This window comes from Pseudoflavitalea rhizosphaerae (genome assembly GCF_003991355.1).
Taxonomy (GTDB): Bacteria; Bacteroidota; Bacteroidia; order Chitinophagales; family Chitinophagaceae; genus Pseudobacter; species Pseudobacter rhizosphaerae.
The window spans coordinates 203,276-229,310 of the sequence record NZ_RCSU01000005.1; the positions used below are offsets into that span (position 1 = coordinate 203,276).

At 44.3% G+C, this 26,035-nt stretch carries 26 protein-coding genes and 1 tRNA gene; 21 read left to right on the forward strand and 6 right to left on the reverse strand.

All coding sequences use genetic code 11. The features are described from left to right. The first annotated feature begins 1 nt into the window (after position 1). From D9Y29_RS10605 to D9Y29_RS10615, 3 genes are all read left to right on the forward strand, one after another. Positions 2–1,201, forward strand: coding sequence for an ankyrin repeat domain-containing protein (locus tag D9Y29_RS10605; protein WP_206513759.1), 1,200 nt, complete (start codon positions 2–4; stop codon positions 1,199–1,201). Positions 1,202–1,268: 67 nt separating this feature from the next. Next, positions 1,269–2,051, forward strand: a complete 783-nt coding sequence (locus tag D9Y29_RS10610) for a LytR/AlgR family response regulator transcription factor (protein WP_164735356.1) — start codon at positions 1,269–1,271, stop codon at positions 2,049–2,051. 92 nt (positions 2,052–2,143) lie between these two features. Beyond that, positions 2,144–2,794, forward strand: coding sequence for a dioxygenase family protein (locus D9Y29_RS10615; protein WP_127127829.1), 651 nt, complete (start codon positions 2,144–2,146; stop codon positions 2,792–2,794). Here the strand turns inward: D9Y29_RS10615 and D9Y29_RS10620 are convergent. Further along, complete coding sequence (locus D9Y29_RS10620; protein WP_127127830.1) at positions 2,733–3,170, reverse strand: alpha/beta fold hydrolase; 438 nt, start codon at positions 3,168–3,170, stop codon at positions 2,733–2,735. The genes D9Y29_RS10615 and D9Y29_RS10620 overlap by 62 nt on opposite strands. Positions 3,171–3,424: 254 nt before the next feature. Next, positions 3,425–4,168, reverse strand: a complete 744-nt coding sequence (locus tag D9Y29_RS10625; RefSeq protein WP_127127832.1) for a DeoR/GlpR family DNA-binding transcription regulator — start codon at positions 4,166–4,168, stop codon at positions 3,425–3,427. 113 nt (positions 4,169–4,281) lie between these two features. On the opposite strand from D9Y29_RS10625, the gene D9Y29_RS10630 reads away from it, so the two are divergent. From D9Y29_RS10630 to D9Y29_RS10660, 7 genes are all read left to right on the forward strand, one after another. After that, complete coding sequence (locus D9Y29_RS10630; protein ID WP_127127834.1) at positions 4,282–6,069, forward strand: glycoside hydrolase family 9 protein; 1,788 nt, start codon at positions 4,282–4,284, stop codon at positions 6,067–6,069. Positions 6,070–6,108: 39 nt separating this feature from the next. Next, positions 6,109–7,053, forward strand: a complete 945-nt coding sequence (locus D9Y29_RS10635) for an ROK family protein (RefSeq protein WP_127127836.1) — start codon at positions 6,109–6,111, stop codon at positions 7,051–7,053. A gap of 11 nt (positions 7,054–7,064) precedes the next feature. Beyond that, positions 7,065–8,222: an MFS transporter gene (locus tag D9Y29_RS10640; RefSeq protein WP_164735357.1), complete on the forward strand. Its 1,158-nt coding sequence runs from the start codon at positions 7,065–7,067 to the stop codon at positions 8,220–8,222. Positions 8,223–8,228: 6 nt separating this feature from the next. Further along, entirely contained in the window at positions 8,229–8,990 is a 762-nt protein-coding gene (locus D9Y29_RS10645; RefSeq protein WP_127127840.1) for a sugar isomerase domain-containing protein, read from the forward strand. A gap of 11 nt (positions 8,991–9,001) precedes the next feature. Continuing rightward, positions 9,002–10,108, forward strand: a complete 1,107-nt coding sequence (nagA, locus tag D9Y29_RS10650; protein ID WP_127127842.1) for an N-acetylglucosamine-6-phosphate deacetylase — start codon at positions 9,002–9,004, stop codon at positions 10,106–10,108. A 76-nt stretch (positions 10,109–10,184) separates the two neighbouring features. Then, positions 10,185–11,177 carry a 2-hydroxyacid dehydrogenase gene (locus tag D9Y29_RS10655; protein ID WP_127127844.1) on the forward strand — a complete coding sequence of 331 codons (993 nt, stop codon included), beginning with the start codon at positions 10,185–10,187 and terminating at the stop codon, positions 11,175–11,177. Positions 11,178–11,438: 261 nt separating this feature from the next. Next, positions 11,439–12,260: an alpha/beta fold hydrolase gene (locus tag D9Y29_RS10660; RefSeq protein WP_127127846.1), complete on the forward strand. Its 822-nt coding sequence runs from the start codon at positions 11,439–11,441 to the stop codon at positions 12,258–12,260. A 59-nt stretch (positions 12,261–12,319) separates the two neighbouring features. On the opposite strand, the gene katG is transcribed toward D9Y29_RS10660, so the two are convergent. Together katG and D9Y29_RS10670 are read right to left on the reverse strand one after the other, a co-directional pair. Continuing rightward, positions 12,320–14,587, reverse strand: a complete 2,268-nt coding sequence (gene katG, locus D9Y29_RS10665) for a catalase/peroxidase HPI (protein ID WP_127127848.1) — start codon at positions 14,585–14,587, stop codon at positions 12,320–12,322. Between the two features lie 224 nt (positions 14,588–14,811). Then, entirely contained in the window at positions 14,812–15,315 is a 504-nt protein-coding gene (locus tag D9Y29_RS10670; protein ID WP_127127850.1) for a YdeI/OmpD-associated family protein, read from the reverse strand. A gap of 107 nt (positions 15,316–15,422) precedes the next feature. Here D9Y29_RS10670 and D9Y29_RS10675 point away from each other — a divergent pair, with 107 nt between their 5' ends. From D9Y29_RS10675 to D9Y29_RS10690, 4 genes are all read left to right on the forward strand, one after another. After that, positions 15,423–17,027, forward strand: coding sequence for a hypothetical protein (locus D9Y29_RS10675; protein ID WP_127127852.1), 1,605 nt, complete (start codon positions 15,423–15,425; stop codon positions 17,025–17,027). Positions 17,028–17,140: 113 nt separating this feature from the next. Further along, positions 17,141–17,213, forward strand: a tRNA-Lys gene (locus tag D9Y29_RS10680). 207 nt (positions 17,214–17,420) lie between these two features. Beyond that, a complete protein-coding gene (locus D9Y29_RS10685) occupies positions 17,421–18,743 on the forward strand; it encodes a site-specific integrase (RefSeq protein ID WP_127127854.1) in 1,323 nt (440 codons plus the stop codon). Between the two features lie 167 nt (positions 18,744–18,910). Then, positions 18,911–19,240: a YegP family protein gene (locus tag D9Y29_RS10690; RefSeq protein ID WP_127127856.1), complete on the forward strand. Its 330-nt coding sequence runs from the start codon at positions 18,911–18,913 to the stop codon at positions 19,238–19,240. A gap of 112 nt (positions 19,241–19,352) precedes the next feature. On the opposite strand, the gene D9Y29_RS10695 is transcribed toward D9Y29_RS10690, so the two are convergent. Together D9Y29_RS10695 and D9Y29_RS10700 are read right to left on the reverse strand one after the other, a co-directional pair. Beyond that, on the reverse strand, positions 19,353–19,769 hold the full coding sequence (locus D9Y29_RS10695; protein ID WP_127127858.1) for a response regulator: 417 nt from the start codon (positions 19,767–19,769) through the stop codon (positions 19,353–19,355). Between the two features lie 115 nt (positions 19,770–19,884). Next, complete coding sequence (locus D9Y29_RS10700) at positions 19,885–20,937, reverse strand: P-loop NTPase fold protein (RefSeq protein WP_127127860.1); 1,053 nt, start codon at positions 20,935–20,937, stop codon at positions 19,885–19,887. A gap of 487 nt (positions 20,938–21,424) precedes the next feature. Here D9Y29_RS10700 and D9Y29_RS10705 point away from each other — a divergent pair, with 487 nt between their 5' ends. From D9Y29_RS10705 to D9Y29_RS10735, 7 genes are all read left to right on the forward strand, one after another. Then, entirely contained in the window at positions 21,425–21,880 is a 456-nt protein-coding gene (locus D9Y29_RS10705) for a JAB domain-containing protein (RefSeq protein ID WP_127127862.1), read from the forward strand. A gap of 478 nt (positions 21,881–22,358) precedes the next feature. After that, a complete protein-coding gene (locus D9Y29_RS10710) occupies positions 22,359–22,679 on the forward strand; it encodes a helix-turn-helix domain-containing protein (RefSeq protein ID WP_127127864.1) in 321 nt (106 codons plus the stop codon). Between the two features lie 38 nt (positions 22,680–22,717). Beyond that, positions 22,718–22,957 carry a hypothetical protein gene (locus tag D9Y29_RS10715; protein ID WP_127127866.1) on the forward strand — a complete coding sequence of 80 codons (240 nt, stop codon included), beginning with the start codon at positions 22,718–22,720 and terminating at the stop codon, positions 22,955–22,957. Between the two features lie 28 nt (positions 22,958–22,985). Beyond that, a complete protein-coding gene (locus D9Y29_RS10720; RefSeq protein ID WP_127127868.1) occupies positions 22,986–23,432 on the forward strand; it encodes a hypothetical protein in 447 nt (148 codons plus the stop codon). A gap of 479 nt (positions 23,433–23,911) precedes the next feature. Then, entirely contained in the window at positions 23,912–24,343 is a 432-nt protein-coding gene (locus D9Y29_RS10725) for a hypothetical protein (protein ID WP_127127870.1), read from the forward strand. 83 nt (positions 24,344–24,426) lie between these two features. Continuing rightward, a complete protein-coding gene (locus tag D9Y29_RS10730; RefSeq protein WP_127127872.1) occupies positions 24,427–24,828 on the forward strand; it encodes a plasmid mobilization protein in 402 nt (133 codons plus the stop codon). After that, complete coding sequence (locus D9Y29_RS10735) at positions 24,813–26,027, forward strand: relaxase/mobilization nuclease domain-containing protein (RefSeq protein ID WP_127127874.1); 1,215 nt, start codon at positions 24,813–24,815, stop codon at positions 26,025–26,027. Before D9Y29_RS10730 ends, D9Y29_RS10735 begins: the two co-directional genes overlap by 16 nt. Positions 26,028–26,035 lie beyond the last annotated feature (8 nt).

Consider the following 26,035-nt stretch of genomic DNA (forward strand, 5'->3'; position numbering starts at 1 on the left):
GATGTCATTTATCATAGCCTGCGAAAGCGGCAAACGGAAGATTGCTGAAATACTGCTCGCCAATAATGAAGTGGATGTCAGCTATACAGATGAAAAAGGCCGTACTGCCATTCATTATGCCGCACACCGTGGCTATCTCGATCTCGTGAAACTGCTGGCAGAGGCCGGTGCTGATATCGACTATGAAGATCATAACGGCGAAACACCCTTGTATTTCGCATGTCTGCAAAAGCAGAAACAAACTGCCGTTTATCTCCTCGATAAAGGCGCACGTACTGATATAAACGATAACCAGGGTAACGGCCTCCTGCATCTCACTGCCCGAACCGGACAAAGCGAAGTGGTGACCAGGCTGCTGGAGCTGGGCATGGATGTAAACCTGGAAAACAATGAATCGGAAACACCGCTCATGATGGCCGTTGCTGCCCGCTCGAAAGAGGTGGCTGATCTGCTTGTTCGCCAGGGCGCCAATGTGGATGCCACCAATAAAGCCGGAGACACGGCGCTGCTGATGGCCGTTCGCACAAAGAACCAGCCAATGGTTTCCTTCCTGCTGGAAAACGGTGCTAACCTCAATCATGTAAACCATGCCGGTGAATCCGCCCTGCTGATCGCCTGCTATGATGCTAACCGCGCGCTTACCAATCTGCTGGTGCAACAGGGCGCGGATGTGCTGATCACTTCCAAAGAAGGATTGTCGCCCATCTGGTATGCCTGTGCCAAAAATCAAAAAGAGATCGTGGCCCTGTTCCTGGATAATGGCGTAAGCGTGGATTTCAGTCAGCCCGTATCCGGAAGTTCAGAAAGTATGAATAGTTATCTCAGTTGGGTGGAGACTGCCAACAATCTTTCCATGGAGGCGAGCTTCAATTTTCATCACAGCTACAGTTATGGCGGCGAAAGCCTCTTGCATGTGGCGGCAAAGAACGGACACCTGAGCATGGTGAAACTCCTGCTGGAACGCGGGGCCAATGTGAACATCCAGGATGAGTCCGGTAATACGGCTTTACATTATTCCACTTCTGCAGGTAAAAAAGACGTAGTAAAGCACCTTCTTGAACAAGGTGCAGATGTTACTGTTGTAAATGCTAAAGAGCAGAAGGCGATCGATTACGCCACTATCAAAGGTCTGAATGAAATTGCCGTTCTGCTGCTGGCCGCAAAGCCGCAACAAACAACCAGTCCTGATATAAAGGGTTAAAACCAGTTTTATACATATGGCCGCCTCCATTACAAACAAACAAGGGGATCCCGGGTTTTCCCTTAATATGAGAAAACTCCTGTTCCTACTTTCCATTCTATTCCTGTCGGTTGCGGCACTGGCTATATTGCAGGATTTTCTGGAATCGAAAAGGAATGGAAATGCATTTTATTTCAATGAATCCCTGTTGTACAAAACAGTATGGCCCTTATTTATTCCAATGCTGGCTTTTCTTTATCGCAGGTTGCAACAGGAGTCATTAAGAACTGCGGCTCAAACGGCCATTTTCATCGTCACGCCCATCCTGGTCCATCTTTTTTGCCTGCCACTGATTAACCTGGTGCTCTCGGAGCTGTTCTATGCCGGGAGATATGACCTCTACAAGTTTTTCAGTTATACATTGATCAACCATCTCACAGTTTTGTTCCTTGTTTATTCGATCTTTGTACTGGGGTTCCGGTATTGGGTGATTCCTGACCGTAGGAAAAACGATTTGCAAATCAATACCAGTATAGCAACCATCGTCATCAATAACGGAAAAGACAATGTATTGGTGAATACCGATGAGATCATTCAAATCACTTCAGCTACTCCCTATATCTATATCCATCTTGAAAACAAAAAATACCTGCATTCAGAAACCCTGAGATCTGTTGCTGCGCAACTGGACAATAAACTGTTTGTCCGAGTACACAAATCCGCCCTGGTGAACATAAGCAAGGTCAGCGCTTTCAGGTCAAGGCTGAACGGAGACTACGACCTGGAAATGACCACAGGTGAAATTGTCAGGTTAAGCAGAACGTATGCAGCGGAATTCAAGAAAACGATTCAGTCAAGGTCATCAGGTTAGCCAATAAACTCATCAGCTTACAATATCCGGCATTTCTCCCTCTTTCATGAGCGATAGTTTTGTGATCATTCAATTATTAAATACCACAAACTATGAATGTCAGGACTATTACACTTCAGTTAAACCTATTTATTGTACTGTGGTTTTGTGCGTCCTGTAATGCACAAACCAGGCAGGCGCCATCCAGGCATGTAGGTGGCAGCTGCGAAGGTTGCGAAGCCATTTATGAGTATGGGAATAAAAAACTTGGTCCCATCGACACTTTGCCCGAATTTGAGAACAACCAACCCCAGATGAAGATTTCGGGGACGGTGTTCATGAAAGATGGGAAAACACCGGCAAAGGATGTTATCGTGTATATTTATCATACCAACAGGAATGGTATCTATCAAAAGAGAGGCGATGAAACCGGTTGGGCAAAAAGACATGGCTTTATCAGGGGATGGATAAAAACCGGGAAAGATGGAAAATATACTTTCTATACTTTCAGGCCGGCCACTTATCCTGACAGGAGTGAGCCTGAGCATATTCATGTTACCGTAAAGGAGGCTGATAAGAACGAATACTATATCGATGAATATCTTTTTGCTGATGATCCGCTATTGACGCAATCTAAAAGAGAAAACCTGGAAAACCGGGCCGGGTCAGGAATTGTGAAGCCCAGGGTGGTGAATGGAATGCTCATTGTTGAAAGAGATATAATCTTAGGAAAGAATATCCCGGATTATCCGCCCGGAAAATAATGGCAGGAGGATGCATCAGCGCAACGTGCATGCCGATCAATGAACCATAATCATGCAGGTAAATAGCGAATTTCTTGAGCTGCATTTTTTCTGTAAAAGCAGCAATGATGTTTGCAAAATTCCTGAAGGTATATGGAAATTCATCTCCGGAAGGATAGGAGCTAAAACCCATTCCGGGGAAATCAGGGGCAATTGCGTAATAATTTGCTGCGGCCAGCGCCGGTAATAATTTTCTGTACAAAAAAGAGGAGTTAGGGTATCCATGCATCAGCAAAACGGCAGGGTTGGAAGGATCACCGGCTTCCCGGTAAAAAATATCCAGGCCTTTTACTTTCAGAGTCCTGTGATAAACCTTAGGTTCCTGTACTGCATTCATAAGATATCTTTAAGGAGATACTTCAAATGCGGTGCCAGGGGAGCGCTATTTCTTCAGCTCCTGCAAAAACTGGCTGGGCGTTTTGCCAAATTCTTTCTTGAATGAAAATCTGAAGTATTTACTTAGGGAGCAGTCGCTCGCCTCTGGCGAGTGACGGTTATTTGTTCGCCTCCGGCGAACACTGCGTCGCCGGAGGCGACTAAATACAAGTCACTCGCCAGAGGCGAGCGACTGCCGGCTCTCCGAAATTCCGGCTATAACACTTTCAGGGTTTTGGCATATTTCTGTAATCGTTTGTCCGTTGGGGAGAGTTCGGTAATCAGTACATCTATAGCGTGAAGCGGGTTCACCACCAGCTTCTGGGGAATGTCCAGTTTTTCTGAAATACACATCACTGCCGTTTTACCGGCAGCTTTCATCAGTGCTTTCTTTACCTGCACCACATCCCAGTCGTGGTCCGTTAATCCTTCCTTTGCAGACAATCCATTCGCTCCAATGAATGCGATATCCACATGCAGCTCAGATAGCTGGCTGATCACTGTGGGGCCTGTGCAAACATAGGCGTCGTGCGATACTTCGCCGCCTATCAGTATAACGCGGATGTTTGAACGCTGTGCAATTTCCAGGGCAACCAGCGGGCTCACCGTGAATACTGTGCCTTTCTGGTTCTTGGGAATGATGCGCGCCATCTCCAGCATAATGGTGCCGCCGCCCATAAGAATGTTCATGCCATCTTTGAAAAGGGACAATGCCTTATGTGCAACTTCCCTTTTCTCTTCCCTGGCGTATACACTGGGCTGCTGGAAAGGGATATGGAACGATTTGGATACCGCACCGCCATGCACTTTCACAATACGGCCGCTTTCTTCCAGCTCATGCAGGTCGCGGCGCACTGTATCAAGCGAAACATTCAGTAACTTACTGAGATCCGTTGTAAGAACTTTATGATGCAGGTTGATCTGGTTGATGATGATGTTCTGGCGTTCTTCCTGAAGCATGGCTGTTAGTATTGTTCAACAAATATAAAAACTGTATCAAACCAGATTTGATTTTATTTTGCTGATTCGTGCATTATTTATAATTTACACCTATCAAAACAGCAAAAAACAGCATGTTGCATAAGATATATCCGCTCAGGGGCAGCCAGAAATGTTTTACCTGGATCTTGCCTGTATTATTCCCGTTTACTGCCGCCATAGCCCAGGATGCCGACTCTGCCTGGGTCCGCATCAATCAGCTTGGTTACACGCCGGCCGGTGTAAAAGTTGCTGTGTATGGAAGCAAAGGAACAAGTTCCATCAGCACATTCCACCTGGTTGATTCTGCCACCGGTAAAAGATTGCTCAGTAAAACAGCAGGTAAGGCAATGGGCGCTTATGGTCCTTTTGAACAGACATGGCGACTGAATTTCTCTTCTTTCACCAAGCCCGGTACTTATTATATACAGGCTGGCAAAACCAGGTCGCCCTTCTTCAGGATAGGAAAAGATGTATACGATGGAGCGGCCGATTTCTGTTTGCGTTATATGCGACAGCAGCGATCGGGTTTCAACCCTTTTCTTAATGACAGTTGTCATATGTACGATGGCTTCACTTTATACGGCCCGATGCCGGACAGCACCTTCGTTCCGGTGAGTGGCGGCTGGCATGATGCCAGTGATTATTTACAGTATTCCACTACTTCCGCCAATGCCACCTCGCATTTGCTGATGGCCTGGCGAGATTTCCCTTCCGTATTCACCGATCATCATGCCGCCAATGGATTGCCCGGCAGCAACGGCATTGCCGATGTGCTGGATGAAGCTAAATGGGGGCTCGACTGGCTTCTGAAAATGCATCCGAAAGATGAGTGGATGTTCAACCAGGTTGCGGACGACAGGGACCATGCAGGGATGCGTATACCCGGCCTCGATAGCATGTACGGCCGTGGCTATGAGCGACCGGTTTACTTTATCAGTGGCGAGCCGCAGGTGAGGGGCAAATTCATGAACAATACTACCGGCACCTCCAGTACGGCTGGCAAATTTGCAAGCGCGTTCGCCATTGCATCCGGTATTTACAAAAATATTGATAACGACTTTAGTAAATTAATGAAATACAAAGCCGGCACTGCTTACCGGTTCGCTCTGCGTAAGCCCGGCGTTACGCAAACGGCTTCCGTGAAATCTCCTTATATCTATGCGGAGGACAATTGGGTGGATGATATGGAGTTTGCAGCCGCTACCTTGAAGCGTAACAGTGAGGCCATGCATTATGCAAGGCAGGAGCCGGTTACACCCTGGCTCGGCGACGATACCGCCAAACATTACCAATGGTATCCTTTCATCAACCTCGGCCATTATGAACTGGGCAGGAACCTCAAAGGAAAACAAAGGGATTCCGTACTTCAATATTATCGTACCGGTATCGTTCGTGTTTGGAACAAGGCGAAGGCCAATGCTTTTTATCGCGGCATTCCTTTTATCTGGTGCAGCAACAATCTCACCACTTCCTTCGCGATCCAGTGCTACTGGTACAGGCAGCTAACCAATGATCAGCAATTCCGAGAACTGGAGCAGGCCAACTTCGACTGGCTCTTTGGTTGCAATCCCTGGGGTACTTCGATGGTGTATGGATTACCGGCACATGGCGATACGCCTGTTGATCCGCATGCCGCCTTCACACATCTCATGAAAGCGCCCATCGATGGCGGCCTGGTAGATGGTCCGGTTTATGGCAATATCTATAATAATCTAATCGGCATTAAACTGAATAACCCCGATACTTATGCGCCTTTTCAAAGTCAGTTGGCTGTATACCACGACGACTACGGGGATTATTCCACCAATGAACCAACGATGGACGGAACGGCTTCGCTCATCTACCTGCTGGCAGCCTTTCAATGGGCCGCAGGAAAATGATTTCGACACAATCTTTTTCACTGATCTGAAATAAATGGTATGTCGCTATTAGGGATCGATCTTGGTGGTACAAAACTGGCAATGGCAGTTTTCTCTGAAGCAGCTGAATTGCTGGGCAGGGAAAGTATTCCCCTGGAGAAGCGTACAGGCGCGGCGGTGGGTGAATTGCTGACAACCCGGGTGTTGAAACTGGTGCAGGAGCAAAAGGAAAAAGAAGATCCTGTAGCCGCGATAGGCGTGTGCATACCAGGCATCAGTAACCGAAATGAAGGAACTGTATGGGCGCCGAATATTCCCGGCTGGGAACAGTATCCCCTGGAGGCGGAAATTGCCGCGGTGGCGCCAGGTATTCCTGTTGCCATCGATAGCGACAGAACCTGTTATATAATGGGCGAAGCCTGGAAGGGCGCTGCACAGGGCTGTACCGATGCCATCTTCATTGGCGTAGGCACCGGAATTGGCGCGGGCATACTGGCTGATGGACATTTTCTCAGGGGAAGGAATGATACTGCCGGCGCTATCGGGTGGATGGCGATGGATAAGCCCTGGCTTCCCAAATACAGGCAGTGCGGGCATTTTGAGACCCTTGCTTCCGGCGACGGCATTGCCAAAGTGGCCCGCGAAATGATGGATGCTGATCCATCCTATAACGGTCCTCTACAAACGAATTCAGATGCCGCGGCTGTCTTTGCTGCCTGGGAGCAGGGAGACCCGCTGGCGAAACAGATCATATCGCAATGTGTGGAATGGTGGGGAATGGCTGTAGCCAATCTCGTGAGTATCTTCAATCCTGAAAAGATCATTATGGGTGGCGGTGTATTCGGGCCGGCCATTCCATTGATCCCTTCTATTTATGAAGAGGCCGCCAAATGGGCGCAGCCGCTGAGTATAAAGAGGGTGGAGATTGTGCCTTCGCAACTCGGGCCTGTGGCCGGTTGCTGGGGAGCAGGATTGCTGGCGCTTCAGGCGAAAGCTGCCCGATAACGATTAGCTCCATGTATAAAAAGAACCTTGTTTTCCTGGCTGCCTGTCTGGGCATGTTGCTCTTTGGCATTAGTCTGATCACACTTGGCGCTGTGGCCGGATTTCTCAAACAGAAATTCCAGCTGGATGGGATTGCCGCCGGAACTATTTTTTCGCTGTTGCCAATTGGAATCCTCACCGGCTCACTGGTATTCGGGCCTGTGTGCGATCGCTACGGTTACAAATGGCTGCTGGTGCTGGCTTGCCTTGGTATGTTCGCAGGGTTTGAAGGGATCGCATATGCGGGATCTTTACCCTGGCTCAAACTCAGTGTGTATGTGTTTGGGGTGGGAAGTGGCATCGTGAATGGCGCCACCAATGCGGTAGTGGCAGATATCAGCACCAGGAACAAAGGCGCAGACCTCAGCCTGCTGGGCGTTTTCTTCGGCATAGGCGCATTGGGAATGCCCCTGCTCCTGGGTTTACTGGCAGGTCGCTTTGCGGCCGACCAGGTAGTGGCCGGGGTAGGCATATTCACTGCGCTTATTGCTGCGGTTTATATGTTCATCAGGTTCCCCGGCGCAAAACCAAAGGAACCCGGAAATCTTCCTGCCTGGAAACAATTGCTGAACGGCAGTTTGATGCTGATTGCATTTTTCCTGTTTTTCCAAAGCAGCATCGAAGGCATCATCAATAACTGGGCTACCACTTACCTGGTTGAAAAAGGAGGGATGGATGAAAGGGCTGCGCTCTTTGCGCTCACCCTGCATGTGGCAGGCATGGTGCTTATGCGCCTGTTGAACGGAAGCATACTGAGTAATGTATCGCCAAAGACCAGCATCTATACCTGCCTGTTATTACTGGCAATTGGTGTGCTGCTGATGCAGTACGGGCATTACAAGCCATTGATGATTGCCGGGCTCGTTCTTTCAGGGGCTGGAGTGGCGGCAGGTTTTCCCGTGATGCTGGGCATCGTGGGGGAGCGCTTCCCACAGCAAAGTGGTACGGCATTCAGCTTCGTATTTGCTTTTGCGTTAGTAGGAAATATGCTGCTCAATTACCTGATGGGTGTGGTGGTGCATGAATATGGCATCGCCCATCTTACCTCCGTATCCTATCTGGTGATCGCCTGTATGATGATCGTCAGTCTGGTACTTTTTCGTAACAATCAATCTACTATCAATAAATAAACAATTATGTTAGCAAAACAATGGCTTTCAAATGCAAGGGATGTAATGACCCGGATCGAAGAAACACAGATGGATAATATCAGGAAAGCCGCCGAAGTGATGGCTGCCAGTATCGAGTGTGGAAGATGGGTGCATACTTTCGGTTGCGGCCATGCCACTATTCCCATCGAAGAAATGTATCCGCGCATCGGGGGATTTGTAGGGTTCCATCCCATGGTGGAGCTGCCGCTTACTTTCTTTACCCGCATTACCGGCGAAATGGGCGTTCACCAGTTCGTTTTCCTGGAAAGAGTGGAAGGATATGGCGTAGAGATCATGAAAGGTTATACCTTCGACTCCCGCGATACGATGTGGCTCTTCTCGCATTCGGGTATCAATAATGTGAATATCGATGTGGCCATTGAAGCCAGGAAGAAGGGAATGAAAGTGATCGCTTTTGGTTCGGCTGCAGAAGCTGAAGGGAAACAAACACGTCACTCCAGCGGCAAGACCATTTTTGAACTGGCCGATATTGTAGTGGATACCTGTGCGCCGATCGGGGATGCTTCCGTAGCCATCAAGGACCACCAGGATAAACTGGGACCTGTATCTACAATGGCTTTCATCACCTGTGTATGGATGACCGTTATAACAGTTGCCGAGATCCTGGTGGAGAAAGGCGTGAAGCTGCATATCCATCCATCCCACAATGTGCCGGGAGATACCACGGCGCGTGAACGGCTGGAAGATGCGCTGGCAGAATACAAGAGACGCATCGCTGGCGTTTAAACCTGAAATGAATGATCACAGCAATCAACAATGCAACTATCTTTACCGGCGAGCAGGTTTTGCAGGAGCAGAGCCTGCTCATCAGTAATGAGCGTATACTCGATATCGTTAGTCCGGATGCAGTTCCCGCAGATACCTCTGTTATCGATGCTTCCGGCCACCTGATCAGTCCGGGTTTCATCGATCTCCAGATCTATGGAGCGGGTGGTTATCTCTTCAGCAATGAACCTTCCGGGGCAGCGTTGCAGGCAGTGACCAATGCGATCGTTCGCAGCGGCACCACTACGTATATGCTCACCTTCGCCACCAATGAGATGGATATCTATCTCAAAAGTTTTGAGATCGTTCAGCAAAATCCTCATCCCGCATTGGCAGGCATTCACCTGGAAGGGCCGTATTTCAATCCGCAGAAACGCGGTGCGCATATTGAAGGTCTTATCCGGAGGCCAACGGCGCAGGAAGTGAATGCTTTGCTTGGCGATGCCGGCGGTACGCTGAAGATGATGACGCTGGCGCCGGAAGTGACCAGTGATGAAGTGCTTCGTTTACTGTCTGATCATGGTGTGATTATTTCTGCTGGTCATAGTAATGCTACTTTCTCCCAGGCGATGCATGGATTTGCAAACGGCATCCGTACTGTTACCCATCTTTTCAATGCCATGAGCCCGCTGCATCACCGTGATACCGGACTGCCCGGAGCAGCTTTCCTTTCGGACCATGCTTATGCCAGCATCATTCCCGATGGGGTGCATGTAGACTGGCAGGCATTCAAAATTGCGAAGCAAATGATGGGACGAAGATTGTTCTTCATTACCGATGCAGTACAGGAAGTATTGCAGGGGCCTTATATGCATGTGCGTAAACCAGACCGCTATACATTGCCCGATGGAACTTTGTCGGGTTCCTGTATTACGATGGTGGAAGGTGTGCGCAATGCGGTGAGGTACGGAGCCGTGACGCTGGATGAGGCGCTGCGGATGGCCAGTTTGTACCCTGCGGAGGTAATGGGGGCAACGGATATAGGCAGGATCCGGAAAGACGCCAAAGCGAACCTGGTGATGCTGAATGAAGAACTGGAATTGAAAAAGGTCTGGCTGGAAGGGGAAATACAGGAATAATGTAATGAAAATGTGAACAGCCCGTATGTCGTTGAACCGGAGATTTGCAATGTTATTATTGTAGTATATTCATTGTATGAAAATCCTTTTCTTTTCCGCCAAACCATATGATATACAATTCTTCAACAAGCACAATGCAGCTTTCAATTTCGATCTGCAATTCCTGGAAGCCAATCTGGATCCGCATATTGTGAATGCCATTGAACCAGGTACTACTGCTGTTTGTGTTTTCGTAAATGACCGCCTCACCAGGGAAGTGATAGAAGTACTGGCGGCAAAAGGAGTAAAGATCATTGCGCTGCGTTGTGCAGGATTCAATAATGTTGACCTCAAAGCTGCACAGGAAGCAGGCATTCATGTGTGCCGTGTTCCTGCTTATTCTCCCCAGGCTGTTGCAGAACATGCTGTAGCGATGTTGCTTACACTAAATAGAAAAATACACAAAGCTTATAACCGGGTACGTGAACAGAATTTCTCCCTGAACGGTCTGCTTGGCTTCAACCTGTATGGAAAAACGGTTGGAGTGATCGGCGTCGGAAAAATTGGACAGGCTTTCTGTCATATCATGAATGGTTTTGGTTGTTCCGTCATTGCTTATGATCCTTATGCTGACCCAAAGTTGATGCCGGATATTGAATTTACTTCACTTGAAGAACTCCTGAAAAGATCGGATATCATTTCCCTGCATTGCCCGCTGACGCCGGATAATCATCATTTCATCAATGCGGGAACTATTGCACAAATGAAAAAAGGTGTGACGATAGTGAATACAAGTCGTGGTGCATTGATCGATACCAGGGATGCCATAGAAGCATTGAAAACCGGCCAAATCGGCAACCTGGCGATAGACGTATACGAGCAGGAAGAGAAACTATTCTTCAAGGACCTTTCTGCCGAGATCATTCCTGATGATTTGATCCAGCGACTGATGAGCTTTCCCAATGTACTGGTAACAGGTCATCAGGCGTTTTTCACGGCTGAGGCCCTGGACCAGATCGCTGCCACCACGCTTCAATCGGTGAATGAACTGGGAAACGGTCGCATACCCGCAGACGTTATGGTAAAATAGAAAGTATAGGACCTGCTGGTCATAGAAGGTAGAAAAAAAATATTCCATTTATATCGTTCTCTTTTTTTACCTTCATTGTCCCCTTCTCATAAACGCTGAAAATTTATCCCTGCAAGCCATAATTCAGTCCTGTATTGATTCCTGTGATACAACGGGAAAATTTATGTGCATTTTTATCCGTCCTCCAATATAAACAACTGCTTCGTCTTGCTATGTGAAACGACTTATTCAACCATAGTCATAACTCAAAAAACTAATCAAATGAGCAAGATCAAAGTAAAAGATGGAACAGAGATTTTCTACAAAGATTGGGGAACCGGTCAACCGATCGTTTTCCATCATGGCTGGCCATTGTCGTCTGACGACTGGGATGCGCAAATGTTCTTCTTCCTGGAAAACGGTTTCAGGGTGATAGCGCACGACAGGAGAGGTCACGGAAGATCAACTCAAACACCGAACGGACATGAAATGGACACCTACGCATCTGATGTTGCAGAGCTGGTTAAAGCGCTTGATCTCAAAGATGCGATCCATGTGGGGCATTCTACCGGTGGCGGAGAAGTGATCCGGTATGCAAACAAATTCGGCAAGGGGCGAATCGCAAGAGCCGTGCTGATCAGCGCCGTACCGCCTGTAATGGTGAAATCCGCCGCCAATCCCGATGGCGTTGATATTTCCGTTTTCGATGATATCAGGAACAATACGGCTAATCAACGCCAGCAGTTTTACCAGGACCTGACGATCCCGTTCTATGGTTATAACCGGCCAGGGGCAAAGGTTTCACAGGGTATCCGCGACAATTGGTGGAGGCAGGGTATGATGGGGTCAATCAAAGCACATTATGATTGTATCAAGGCATTTTCTGAAACGGATTTTACGGAAGACCTGAAAGGTGTGGACATTCCTGTGCTGGTGATGCACGGAGAAGACGATCAGATCGTTCCTTATTCGAATTCTGCGCCTAAGTCGGCCAAATTGGCGAAGAACGGTAAGCTCATCTCTTATCCCGGCTTCCCGCATGGCATGCCAACCACGGAACATGAAACGATCAACAAGGACCTGCTGGCCTGGATCAAATCATAGGAAAGTATAAAACAGTAAAGGCGCGGAGTTCCGCGCCTTTTTATATTTGCTATTTCCTATTACTGAATATCGAATCTGTCCAGGTTCATTACCTTGCTCCAGGCTGCAACAAAGTCCCTCACGAATTTATCCTTTCCGTCTGCACTTCCATATACCTCAGCAATGGCGCGCAGTTCTGCATTGGAACCGAAAACGAGATCCGCGCGGGTGGCAGTCCATTTGGCTGCGCCTGACTTGCGGTCGGTGCCCTCATAGAGTTCCTGGTCTGGCGATGCTGCTTTCCATGCAGTGCTCATGTCCAGCAGGTTGATGAAGAAATCGTTGGTGAGTTGTCCGGGGCGGGAAGTGAATACGCCATGTTTGGACCCGTCGAAATTGGTATTCAATACGCGCAAGCCACCAACAAGTACCGTCAACTCGGGAGCTGTAAGTGTGAGTAACTGTGCTTTGTCTACCAGCCATTCTTCGGTGGATACATGCGATCTGTGTTTGCGGTAGTTTCGGAACCCATCTGCTAACGGTTCCAGGTAACCGATAGACTCAACGTCTGTCTGTTCCTGCGTGGCATCCGTACGGCCGGGAGTAAACGGAACAGTGATAGAATGTCCTGCATCTTTTGCTGCTTTTTCAACGCCTGCGCAACCTGCAAGAACGATCAGGTCTGCCAGTGATACTTTTTTTCCGGTAGCGTTAAATTCTTTCTGAATGCCTTCCAGCGCTGTGAGTACTTTCTGCAGTTGTGAAGGATTGTTTACCTGCCAGTATTTTTGCGGAGCGAGACGGATGCGCGCACCGTTGGCGCCGCCGCGTTTATCGGAGCCACGGAAAGTGGAAGCGGAAGCCCATGCGGTGGATACGATTTCGGATACGCTCAATCCTGAAGTAAGGATTTTTGCTTTGAGTGATGCGATATCGTTGTTGTCGATCAGCGGATGATCAACTTCAGGAAGCGGGTCCTGCCAGATCAGGACTTCAGATGGAACATCCGGCCCGAGATAACGAGCGCGGGGCCCCATATCGCGGTGCGTGAGCTTGAACCAGGCGCGTGCGAATGCATCTGCAAATGCATCAGGGTTCTCCAGGAAATGCCTGGATATTTTTTCATACACGGGATCGAATCTCAGTGAGAGATCGGTGGTGAGCATGGTTGGACGATGTCTTTTGGAACTATCGAAAGCGTCGGGAATAATATCGCCTGCATTCTTTGCCACCCACTGATGCGCACCGGCCGGGCTTTTGGTGAGCTCGTATTCGAAGTTGAAGAGATTCTCAAAGAAGTTATTGCTCCATTTGGTCGGCGTGGTGGTCCAGGTAACTTCGAGGCCGCTGGTGATGGTGTCAGCACCTTTTCCGGAACCAAAACTGTTGCTCCATCCGAGGCCCTGTGCTTCCAGTCCTGCCGCTTCCGGCTCTTTGCCAACATGAGTTGCAGGTGCAGCGCCATGGGTTTTGCCGAAGCTGTGACCGCCTGCGATCAATGCCACTGTTTCTTCATCATTCATCGCCATTCTTCCGAAAGTGTCACGGATATCCTTAGCTGCTGCAATGGGATCGGGATTGCCATCAGGCCCTTCAGGGTTCACATAGATCAGTCCCATCTGCACAGCAGCGAGTGGTTTTTCCAGGTTGCGTCCATGAATATGACCATCGGCATCATCATCGGAGGATACTACTCCATGCCCTTCCACAGCACCGGGAGAGCCATGTGCGTAGCGGATATCGCCACCAAGCCATGTTTGTTCGGATCCCCAGTATACATCTTCATCCGGTTCCCAAACATCAGGGCGGCCACCGGCAAAACCGAATGTCTTAAAGCCCATCGATTCCAGTGCTACGTTCCCCGTAAGGATCAGCAGGTCTGCCCAGGATATCTTATTGCCATATTTCTGTTTGATGGGCCACAAGAGTCTGCGCGCCTTATCGAGGCTCACATTATCGGGCCAGCTATTGAGAGGAGCAAATCTTTGCTGACCGGAACCTGCGCCGCCACGGCCATCGAAGACGCGGTAGGTGCCGGCGCTATGCCAGGCCATACGGATGAAGAGAGGACCGTAATGCCCAAAGTCTGCGGGCCACCAATCCTGCGAATCGGTCATGAGTGCATGCAGGTCTTTTTTTACTGCTTCAAGGTCGAGGGTTTTGAAGGCTTCAGCATAATTGAAATCTTCATCCATCGGATCTGATTTTGTAGAGTGCTGACGAAGGATGTTCAGCTTGATCTGATTGGGCCACCAGTCGCGGTTCCTGGTCCCGCCGCCACCAACGTTCGGCTTCAGGCTGCCATTATGAAAAGGGCATTTGCTGAGGTCTTTATTTTCTTTTTCCATTTTTATCAGTTTATGGTATTGAATGAATTTGGAAGCACCGGTAACTGGTGCAGGGCATAAAAGTATGATTTCAGAATTATAGTTGTTATCGATTAATTCTATACTTCAATAGCTAAAAACTATCAGGGTGACCGGGCGGTTTCAGAAATGTTGTTCCTACGTGTGCGAAAAATAGGGGAGCATTGTTGCTGATCAAATATACTTGAATTTTGGGACTGGCATTATTAGTGTCCGGGTTTCTCCCTGCCTATGAACCTTTCTTCTCCGAGCAGGAACCTGATGGCCCTGCTGATATTCTTTTCGAGGCTTTCCGGTGTTTTCAGTTTCGCCAGGTATTTTATGATTTCCTTTTGCGTGGAGTTGTTCAACTGTTTATAAACCTTTGCGGCATCTTTGTTGGCTTTCAGCGCTTTTGTGAAAGCGGGAGGCGTTTTGATGGTGCGTGGTTCAGGATCGAATGTGATATCGATACTGATCCGTTCCCCGATCCTTTCAGGCGATTTTTTAAGCATCGTGGTGTTGATGTAAAGGCGCCACACACCCAGGTGCCGCACGAGGTTCTGTTTGTATGGATGATTGTTGATGCTGCCCTTTACAGGAATAGGGCTACGGCCTTTTCCAGCCTGTTTGAAAATGGCGGTGAGGACCTTTTCAGGTACCGGCACAAATGGATTGATGCCGATAATATCGATGATTGCCTTGAAAGAATATTGCTTTCCGTGCTGCATCCTGTAAACTTATGTCTTTTAATGATCATTTCCGGCCAGCCAGTAATAAATGAACAGTAAAGGTTCTTTCATTATCTTCATCGCCATTTAATCCATTAAAGCCCCCAATGAAAAACAGCATCCTGCATCCTGGTAAAAACATCCTCATTCATTTTACTCTTTTTTCTGTATTCCTTGCCTGTAATAATGAGTCCCGAACCTCTCAAAACAATTCATCCGGCGATTCTGCCCGCGTAGAATCTGTTGCGGGAAAGGAACCGGAAATGCCTGAGTTGAGCACTGAGCATTATGTGACCAATCTTATCAACAGGAGGGAGGCGATCAAAAAGCAGCTTCCGGGTATCAGCCATTCAGTTGCTGTTCAATTATACCAGTCGCTTGTCTTGTTCATGGATACGGTGATCACCGGCATAACAAAGAATGAAGGCAACTGGCTGGATGAATACGTGAACTATTACGATGAAAGGAAGAAAGAAATAGTACTGCCTGTAACGATACAGTCACGGGTGGATCTGCTGGCCACTGCCGGACTTGAACCCTGGCCAATAGGTGAGGGCATGACTGACCTGCGAACTGTTCCCCGCTTTTATACCGGTATCTTTCAATCATCCCTTCCGGCAGATTACCGGCAGTACTTACAAATCAGGGCTGATGAAGATACTGTTCTGTACAGCGCGGATGCAGGCATCATCATTCCGCTGGAAATGGTAGGGGTTAGGGTATTGAGCTGGGAAAGATTCCTAACCAATTTTCCCAATAGTGTGTTCTGGATTGAAGCGAGAGAACATTACCAGCGTTATCTGCGTGATTACCTGTTGGGAGAAGACAATACGCCTTCATTTTCCGGGATCGATGATATCAGCAGCCTGCTGCCGGATAACAGGAAGGAATACCTGCTTTTTCTGGAACGCTACGGTAATTCCACTGCTGCCGGAATAGTCAGGTGGTTCCTTGAAAAACTGGAAAACGAAAAATCGTTGCCTGAGTTCAAACGGAAGGTGGTCCGCGAGATCGATCTGCTGTATTCTACGGAGATCCCATCGTCAGCTGGTGAAACAGTCTTGTTGCCGGAAACAATTGAGAAATTGACCAAACCTGTATATGATACCGTTCCCCTGAAAATAGAAATGGGCAACGATGTAACGGAAGTGGTTAACCGGGCATTGGATACCGTGCTGTACCTGCAACAGGATAACAGCCTGTACAGTTTTGCAGTTTTTACCAATCGCGGTGAAAGCGGAGGCGCTCCTTTTTCGGGTTGGTGCGATGTATGGGCTTTCAGATATTCCAACGGGAACTGGCAGCTTATCGATTACCGATTGCACGCCGGTGGTGGCGGCATGTATGGAAATTCCGGTTACTTCAACAAATTGGTCCGGATGGGCGGCAATGCTGCAGGTATTGTGATTGCAGGTGGTATCACTCATATGGGAAGCAGCGTTTCATGGGATGATATCATTCCATTCTCCGGAGAAAGACTGCTGACGCCGGTTGACATCGTTACAAATGATTCTTACGAAAATCATGAAGGGCTGGTAAGAGCGAACGAAACAAAATGGTTCTTCCGGAAAAAAGTTGCAACAGGCTGGTATGACCTGGTGATCATTCCTGCGAGCCGCATTTATCATGTGTTGCCATTGGAACGCGTAGTGATTGGCAGCGTGAATGGAAAGTATGAAGTGCCTGGGAAATTCCTCGACAGAGGAATATAAAATACATTTAGCTGAAGTGTGAGAGAAAAAAATTGCAATAACATTTGTGTTGTTTTGTTTTGAGCCTTACATTTGCAGCCTGATTCGATTCTCTGGAAGAGGATCATGGGTAAGATTCCGTAGCTCAGTTGGTAGAGCAATACACTTTTAATGTATGGGTCCTGGGTTCGAGTCCCAGCGGGATCACAGAAAGCGTCCAAATCGGACGCTTTTTTCATTATACAAAATGAAAACCCGCTTCTGGTCTAACTTTCTATATCAAGACTTTTCAATTCATTTCAATTCCCGAGGGTAGGTATTCGGGTAGGTATCTTTCCTCAGTACATTTATCCTACCCTCGCAACTTACTTGCAGAATCGTTTAGCCGCATTTAATCAACGCAAAAACTATTGTATGCGAGTTAGTGAACAACTATCTATTCTTTTTCTTCGGGAGAAATCTGAACAAACTAAGGACAGGAAAGCGCCTATTTATGCGCGAATAACCTTAAATGGGCCAAGGAAAGAAATGTCGTTGGGTATAAAAGTACTGGATGAGCATTGGGATCAGGCCGCCCAGAAAGCTAATGGCCCGGATTCAATCAGAATCAACAAAATTATTACCAGAGCGAAAGCAAGGCTGCAAGAACTTGAACTGATTTTATCTGCCCAACACGATTATGTCACTGCGGCCATGCTAAAAGCAGCTTATAAGAATGAATTTAAAGGGCCTGATACTGCTAACCCTACCCCGCAAGTTGCAGAAATGACCTTTTGTAAGGCATGTAATTATAAGTATAGCAAATTTGCGGCTTTGGTCAAGCAAGGTCTAAGATCGGACACTACTTTACGCCGCTGGAGGACGACCAAAAGAAAGATTCGCCTCTTTTTGCAGTTCAAATTCAAAAAATGGGATATTCCCCTTTCTGTAGTAAAATTCTCCATTGCGGAAGATTTCCAGCACTTCCTATTGACACAGGATAAGCTTCAAGAAAATACGGCGGCGAAATATTTAAAGAATGCCCGGGAAATACTCACAATTGCAGAAAATAATGAGTGGATCAATAAAAGCCCGTGGAGGGGTGTTAGAATCGCCTATGACCAACCAGAACGGAAGTATCTTTCTCTATTGGAAATTGCAACTATTTTCAAAAAGAAGTTAATTGAAAGGCTTGATCATGTGCGTAATATTTTCCTATTTGCCTGCTTTACAGGATTCGCTTTCCAGGAAGTGCTGAATTTAACTCCTAATGATATTTTTGTCGGAATTGACGGAAAACGATGGATCAGAATTAACCGCAAAAAGACAAAGAATCCAGAATGCCTTCCTTTACTACCAATTCCAGCTGCTATTGTTGATAAGTATTTAAATGATCCCTATTGTATTGCTAACAACAAGCTGCTTCCAGTAAAAAGTTACCAGAATTACAATGGGTATTTAAAGGAAATAGCAGATATCTGTGAAATTAAATTCAACCTATCTACGCATGTTGCCCGCCACACTTTTGCTACTACAATCTGTTTAGATCACGGTGTTCCATTGGAAATTGTAAGCAAACTTCTGGGGCATAAGAGTATTCGGACAACCCAGATCTACGCCCAAATTTCACAGAGGAATATTTCCATTAACATGCAGAAACTTGAACAAATACTGTTTACCAAGAAAGGGGCAAAAATTGTTTCTGGAAACTTTGCTGAACTTCTCGAAAAGGCATATGCAAGGTCAATCGCAGCATAAATAGCATTGACTGGATTATGCCGCAAAGGCCGGGGACTGTCGCACACGTCCCAGGACGCTATGGCATAAACGCTTTAGAATTGACCGAGAAGGGTGCATTTTCAAGCTCTAAACCGAAGGCTTATTCGAATTATTAAATATATTTAAGGTCATCAAATCAATAAACTATGGGAAAATTTGTCATTAAGAAACGTACTAACGGGGAATTTCAGTTCAATTTAAAAGCAGGAAACGGAGAAGTCATTCTCACCAGCGAAGGGTATACAACTCGGCAAAATTGTGATAATGGAATAGAATCTGTCCGAAAGAATTCCCAGGATGATTCTAAATATGAGAAAAAAACGGCAACTAACGGTAAGCTGTATTTTAACCTTAAAGCGACCAACGGTCAGGTTATAGGAACCAGCGAGATTTATGATTCCGAATCTGGCAGGAATAATGGGATTGCCTCTGTAAAAGAAAACGCTCCTAAGGCGACAGTAGAAGATCAATCGTAAATTAGCTATATTAAAGGCGGCTTTCGGGCCGCTTTAGTTTTCCTCTGTATTCTCTTATTACTTCGCCCAATTTCGTTATGTCGATTTGCTGTAATCTCTTCAATCAAACAGGTCAATACAAATAATCTATTCGTAAAGTGTCAGGAAAGAAAAATTGACCTTCCATCACTGCAACAATTGCTAATACTATATCCGACACAGAGGCATTTTTCGTTAAATAACCGGCTACTCCATAATCTTGACATTTCTTTATTATACTTAAATCATTGTGCATCGTGAGCATTATGATTTTTATTTTGGGGTAATTTTCTCTTAAAATAGGCAATAAAGCAATACCATCCAGAATCGGCATTTGTATATCTAGTAATACTATATCAATATAGATTGATTTTTCAAGAGCAATTAGAAGTTCTTTGCCATTATTGGCAGTAATTACAATTTCGATTTCCTCAAATGGTTTTAAAACAGTTTTTACTCCTCTAATAAATAGATTATGATCATCAGCATGCGCCACATAAATTTTTTTCATTACAAACACTGTTATAACATGTAATCCTTCCTTAGCAGACCTGCTTTTAAAGCTCCTAGCATCAATTGATGATTATCGATAAGTCAACCCTAATTATACTCATATGATAACCATTCTATATTAAATTATACTTTCGAAAAGGAAGTCCTGCTGAAATCCGGCTCTTATAAATTTTTATTTCTTCGGAAAAATCTTTAAAGGCAGATTCAATTATTTTATGACTAATTACATGATCCTTCCCTGCAATTCGATTGAATGAAGCATCACAAATTTTTTGGATCCACCATGGGTGGGCATCTGCCAGCGTAAAGAGTAATTCACTGGCTCCATTTTCAAAAAGAAAACTTCCATCCGCTAAAGTATAGGAGTTAGCTAGCAATTCATCTACATCAGTATGGGCTGAAAAAGTCCCAATTTCTAACCGACAGTTAAATGATTCTATTAATTTCTTTGCTTCCTCCCTTTTTGCAACCTCGGGATTTACTGCAATAATGGCAAATTGAATCTTACTTGAAAGAAAAATACTAAAATAATTTCTTAAGATGTCCGTATTAGTTTTTTCTGGAAAATGATTTAATTCATCACACAGAATCAAGATCGAATCAAAACCATATGACTGAATGATCGAATTAAGTTCATCTAATAAATGTAAAAACTCGAAAGGAGCTAATTCCTTCCTTTCAATAGAAAAATCATTTTCTTGTGAAACTCGCCCTTCCAAAAATAAGCGACCGCCAAGTTCTTTACTTAATTTTCCTGAGCTAGTTAATTTTTCATTACTAACAATTTTAAAAACTCTTTTGATTGCCTTTTCCTCCTGGCCGTTAAAAACATCTCCTCTGGCATTTAACATAGTGTCCTCTATCAATTCTGAGTAATTCTTTTTAAGAAGCTTTGTCCATATTTCAGCACAAATCTGATGAACAACCATTCCCAAGAAATTTGTTTCAACTGCTTTGACAAAATCAAATGCATTTATGCGAACAGGAAATATTTTAGAATTATTTCGTTTTTTCATTTCTGTATAAACAGTACTTAGAATACTGCTTTTTCCTATTGCATCATTGCCATATATTATAAGACTTTCCCTGGTTTGGAACAGGGCCTTATTAATATATTCCATCTCCTTCTTTCTTCCGGCAAATAAAGGAGGAATAACGGGATCCAAAAAAACGAAGGGGCTGTTTGTGGACATCATATGTATTTGAGCGTTATACATTAAAAATAATCAATTATTTTCTTAGCAATGCCTTGGTATGTCGAATTTTCGACATAATTATTATCGGTTTAGTCACGCCGCCTGGCCGCTGGTGAAAATCTCCATTTCCCCACCCTGGTTGAACCGGCCCATCTGAACTGCCTTACCTTTTTCCGGTACTTCAACTACCACATCTACATTATGCTGAAAAGTATTGACGCCAAGTAAATAATCAATATTTTGGCTGAATTATGCCGCAAAGATCGGGACCTGTCGCACACGTCCCAGGTCGCTGCGGCATAAACGCATTTGTAAGTGCTTTCAGCATCAGGTTCCTGCTTTGGCTTTTGTTTTGGTTTTGGTCTTTTGTAATCCACGCCATTTAATCCTCGCTCCCGGCCTTAGTGCGCCTTAGTCCCCGTTTTGGGTGCTTTATTTCTTCACCCAAAATATTTTTATGAAAGAAGTACTAAAACAGGTGTCAGAGCTTAAATTATCTTATTCGCCAAAAGTTAAACCTTCAGATCGGGAAAAAATAACTTCATCTAAAGATGCGTATAAAATTTTCTTGGAAAGTTGGGATGAAGCCACTATTTATTTGACAGAGCAGTGTAAGGTGATGCTGCTGAACAGAGCAAACAGAGTAGTAGGTATACATACCCTTTCCATTGGAGGAGTAACAGGTTCTATAGTAGATCCAAGAATTGTATTCGCTCTTACATTAGTTTCTCCGGCAAATCAGCTTATTCTTTGCCATAATCATCCAAGTGGAAATCTAACTCCAAGTGAGCAAGATATTAAGATTACTAAGAAGCTTAAGGAAGCTGGTAGTTTTTTGGATATTGAAGTGGTAGATCACCTGATTATTTCTCCTGAAGGATATTACTCATTTTCTGATAACGGTTTGATCTAATTTTCTAACTAAAAATATGTTTTATGCAAGAACGTCAAATCGCCAGGTTAAAACTGGTTTATACTCCTACCGTTGATTTAATCACTCAATCAGGTATTAAATGTTCACGAGATGCCTATAGTGCTTTTATTTAGGAATGGGATATGGATACAATTGCCTAATTACGTTCCAGGTCAAATTCCTACTTCGTCGAGCCCCCCCCGTGAATTATATAAGCAACTAGAAAAATGAAAACAGCCGGCGGGCTAGAAGCAAACAATATTTCAATTCATCCTCAAGGCAAACGTGCTGAGGTAGGACACGGGGATTGTGAATAATACCGAATATTAGCAATAGAGTAAGGTGTTTGGCGATCCAGGCACCTTTTTTTATTCTCATAACATGCCGATAGTTTAATAAATTTTCCTCTCGCACTACAGTCACACTCTACAATCTTCCATTTTCGCACCCTCATATTTGTTTTTCAATTGATCGAGAAATGAGAAACAAAGGGAAAATATTGGCTAATCCTGAGAAGTACATCTATAGGGATCAATTAGTCACTTTGGGCGACCTAGAAGAATTTAAGATTGATTTGATGCTTTCCCTTAAAAATCTCCTTCTTGATAAAAATAGTCAAGCAAGCAAAAAATGGCTAAAAACTTATGAAGTGCGAAAACTGCTAAATGTTTCAGCAGGAACGTTGCAAACGCTTAGAAATAATGGAACCATACCCTTTAGCCGCATTGGAGGTATTCTTTATTACGATCCCGAAGAAATAAATAAGGTAATTGAACTTTTGAAACAACGAAGAGCGTGAATATTCATTGATTGATCACTTTTTATAAATAATTATTTATGGAAGCAATTGTGGGTTTTGCAGCAAACATGCCACCGAGGGTTGAGGAAGTAAGAATTTACTTTTCTCAAAAAGGTATTGAAGAAGCTGAAGCAAATACATTTTTTCTTTTTTACGAGAAAAAGCAATGGAAAAGCAAAACTGGTAATTTTCTCAAAAACTGGAAAAGTGCGGCTTACCAATGGGTGGTGAGTGTTTGGAAGGAAAAACCCTGGTTGTTTGATAAAACAATTCACTAATGAAACTGTGTCCAAAACATTTTTCGATATGCAAAGTGATAAACCGAAATATAAGCTTGGATATTTAACCGAAGAACAGGTTGAAGGAATTCAACATAAAGTTGACCAGACTAATGTATTTCCTCTCGCACTACAACGAGCAGGTTTTACAAAGGTTGATGAAATTACCTATGTAAAAGGCGAAAATGAAAAGATCAGAATCTTTTGCCAGGAAGGGAAATGGAAGTATCAAAACCTGAAGAATCTTTCTGATAAAGGATCATTACTCGATTTTATCAATAGACGATTGCCAATAAAGAATAAGAATGGAAAAAGAAATTTAGATTTTTCCGCAATTACGGCGTTGGACTACTACAATATCCATTTGAAAGCGGAGAAGAAGAAAGCAGGTCTCACAGCTGCACGGGAACTTGATACAAAAATAAAGACTGCCTCCGAACAGAAGAATCAATCCCTAAAGAACAGAATCAAGTAATAATCAATAAACTAATGTAATGTACTATATCTGTAAGTTTTCTGATACATGGTCCGTAATGGATTCTGACGATCATAGTAATCAGCCATTAGATGCTGCAGAAGTGGAACTTATTAAGAAAAGGTTCCCCAAACTTGTTTCTAATGGTCTGATGGATTTTATAGGTGTGGATACAATTAATCCCAAAAAACTTCTTACACCTTCAAAAATACCCCCAAAAACCAATTCTACGAAGTTATCCGCTAAAAGTGAAAAGAACTAAAAGGCAAATTATGTACTATATCAAAAAATTCTCCAACGGGTGGGCAATTCATGACGATGTTACCAATGGAAGCAGGTTATTGACTGAAAAGGAAGTTGCAAAGCTGAAAATAGAATTTCCTAGTCTTGCCGATGAAAAAGTGCTTTCTGTGTTTTCGGACCAAGTGCGGAGTATCGAAATAACCAGGTCGAAATTTGAACCATGAAAATGCTTCGAAATGATTGAAAGCAAAAAACTAGAGGAACAATTGCAGAAATTGGGATTTATGGATTATGAAGAAATGCTCAGCAAGGCAATTGTATTAAAAAGAAATCCAAAGGAAGATCCACAAATAGAAAATGGGCATATCCTATGCCATTTTTTTGATGAATTGCAATTGGATGCAGATTGTTCGCTGATAGTAGGTAAAACTGCTCCTGATCAATGGATAATTCATTCTATTCAAACCTCAATTCAAATAGAATCAAATGGAATACCTGAGGGAGTGGGTTTTTTGGGAAAAAAGTACTTTCAAAAGGACGGACCGCTGCCAGATATTGATAAGATTAAAAAAGGTATTCATGAAAGTGTAAGGATACATGAAATAAAGGAACGGCTGGCGAAGATAGAATTAGCCAAAAGAAATATAGGGAGGAGCTTGGGTATATAAATAATATAGTGGATTTAACAGCCGATGACCGAGCCTCGTTTTGCTCGGAGCAAGATGTATAGTTGTATACAACAACGGGTAGTATGGGTAGAAAAAAGCTAGATGAAAACAAGGCATTAAAACAGGTGCAGGCGAGAATCTCTCCTAAACGATTTGAGCAATTAAAACAAGTTGTGGCAAATTCTAGGAATATTGATATGAGTACTGTTATTAGAAATATCCTGGAAAACAAGCCTATAAAAGTTTTTGTGCATGATGAATCGATGGATTTGATGATGGAGCAGCTGGCGGCAATAAGAGGAGAAATAAAAGCAATCGGTATAAATATTAACCAAATGGCAAAATTATTCAACACATATACTGAACCACAGATAAAAGCCTTTTACGCAAAAATTGGCTACAAGGAGTATCTGCGGCTTGAAAGCAAAGTAGATGAAGTTTTGTCCCTTATTTCAAAACTTGGAAAAAAATGGTTGCGCGAGTGAGTTTTGGCGAATCAATAAAAAATGCGCTTTCCTATAACGAAAACAAGTTACGGAAAGAAGATGCAGAGTTAATTCTTGCGTCAAGATTCTCATGCGATATACCCGACCTAAATTTTTCTGAAAAACTCACAAGGTTTGAAAGAATAATTCAATTTAATCCTGAAATTCAAAAGAACACCGCACATATAATTTTAAGTTTTTCCCCCTTTGATGTACTTTCAAATGAAAAGTTGCAATTATTGGCTTATGATTATATGAAGCGTATAGGTTTTGAAGATCAACCATATTTGGTGTATTTACATAACGATACCAATGTTCCCCACCTGCACATAGTTTCCACCACTATCCGTCCCGATGGCAGCCCTATCTATTTACACAATTTTGCAAAAAGATTATCGGAACCAGCCAGGAAGGGCATTGAGGATGAATTTGGTTTAATTCCGGCAGAATCGATGAAAAATCAAAAAGAATACAGTTACAGCTCTGAAAACACAAAATCATTTATTACAAACACTGTCAGAGATGTTATTGCTAAATATCATATTACCACTTTAGATGATTTCAATGCGATCTTAAAAAAGAAAGGAATATTCGCTGATCCTGGATTGCCAGGTTCCCGGATGCATGAATATAAAGGATTGGTTTATTCCAAAATAGATCGGTTTGAGAAGAGAGAAGGTGTTCCAATCAAAGCCAGTGCAATTTATACTCAACCTACCCTTGCCACCCTAAAAAAGAAATTTGAGAAATCTCAGTTGCTTCTCCAGGATAAGAAAAAATACCTGGAACAAGTGTTGAGCTCCTTTTTTACTCATCCAGGTTCATTTACCCAAAATCAATTTTTAGCATGGATGAGGTCAAAAAAAGTTGATTGTGAGTTTTTGCCAGATGCAGGCGGAAATATCCAAGATATAAGATTTGTAGATCATTTTAGTAAGGCGGTTTTTTCATGTAAGCATTTCGGAATTACCACTTCTGAATTTACAAACAGGTTAAAGCCTGAACAGTTTTTAAATCAACAGAAGACCTCAATACGACCACCTATCGATATTCGAATTAATCCCACTCACAACACATCGTATCCTACTATCACTTCACAGATTATTGACGTACTCCTTTCTCCTGAAAGTGCCAGAATGGAGTTGTCTTCGGAATTTCTAAAAAAGAAGAAAAAGAGAAAGAAAAAGAGCCAACTATAGCACAATCA